Raw genomic sequence first — 1,156 nt, 5'->3', positions numbered from 1 at the left:
CACAATCTCGGCCACTTTGGTTCCCATCAAAACATTTGATGGGAACCAAATTACCCCCGTTCACTGCTGCCCGGAGAACGGCCGACGTGAGACGCATACCCTAGAACGGCGTGCGTTGCAAGACGTGCGATATCAAGGACCCGTCGCAGAATATCGTCTGGGTGACGTTGGAAGGCGGCGTCCGGAAATTCGGGCATGTGAATGCGCGCGGCCGCGGGAATCACCAAAAATACGTAGCCTTCACGCCGAACGTGCGGGGCGCTGCGAACGCGTAACGGTATGAGTCATCAAACGTGTATTCCTCGGCGGCCGTAAATACGCGCTGATTCGTCACGTTGCGGATATATGCCATGAGCTCGACGTTCTTGCGGATCGGCATCCAGGTTGCCGAGAGGTCAGCGGTCAGATACGGCTTTTGATAATCGTCGACGTAGTTGTAGATCGTGAAGTGCTGACCGCTCTGAAACTTCGCATCCACGCGGCCGACGATGCGTCCTGCCGCCGTCATCCAGGCATGTTCGAGCCCGAAGCCGATCGTCAGCGCCGGGCTCTGCGGTGGCGCATTGCCGGCGAGCTGCACGTTCTGGCCGTTGCCATCGTCGACGACGAAATCGGTGAAGCGTGCGTGCAGCCATGCTACGGAAAACGTCAGCAGGCCAACCGGATCGACCAGCGCGTGGATATCGGCATCGGCGCCATAGATATGCGTGCGGCCCGCGTTGACGATTTTGGTGCCCACCCGCCCGTCGGCGAACGGCACCAACTGCGCGATTTGTTGACCCGAATATTCATAGTCGAAGACGCTCGCGTTGATCTGCACGCGCTGCGCATTCCACAGCGACTTCGTCCCGATCTCGATTCCCTTCAGCGTCTCGGGCGCATACGAACCCGACGACGAGAAGCCGCCCGACTTGTAGCCGGTGTCGTAGCGCACGTAGTTCATCATCGCCGAGGTGGGTGCATATTCGGCCGCGAGTTGCACGGTCGGCTTCGACCATGAACCGGCGTCGTCCTGCGGCACGTGCGTATAGACGAACGGCGGCTCGTTCGAATCCGGGAAGAAATATTCGCCTTCGCGGCTCTTTTTGTCGCGGGTCACGCGCATGCCCGCGGTCAGTCTGATCTTGTCGGTCACCCAGTACGACGACTGCCCGTA

Annotated in this window: 1 protein-coding gene and 1 pseudogene; one reads left to right on the top strand and one right to left on the bottom strand. The window is 59.8% G+C overall.

What is annotated here, in order from left to right; translation table 11 throughout:
• Positions 1 to 104: 104 nt before the first annotated feature.
• A pseudogene (locus QCE48_RS32055) lies at positions 105 to 179 on the top strand (4Fe-4S dicluster domain-containing protein); the annotation flags it as partial.
• Positions 180 to 220: 41 nt separating this feature from the next.
• Here QCE48_RS32055 and QCE48_RS31585 read toward each other — a convergent pair.
• Positions 221 to 1,156 (bottom strand): TonB-dependent receptor (locus tag QCE48_RS31585; RefSeq protein ID WP_309794473.1); only part of this gene is annotated, 936 nt, incomplete at its 5' end.

This window comes from Caballeronia sp. LZ024 (assembly GCF_031451455.1).
GTDB lineage: Bacteria > Pseudomonadota > Gammaproteobacteria > Burkholderiales > Burkholderiaceae > Caballeronia > Caballeronia telluris.
This window is presented reverse-complemented; position numbering and strand designations above follow the sequence as displayed.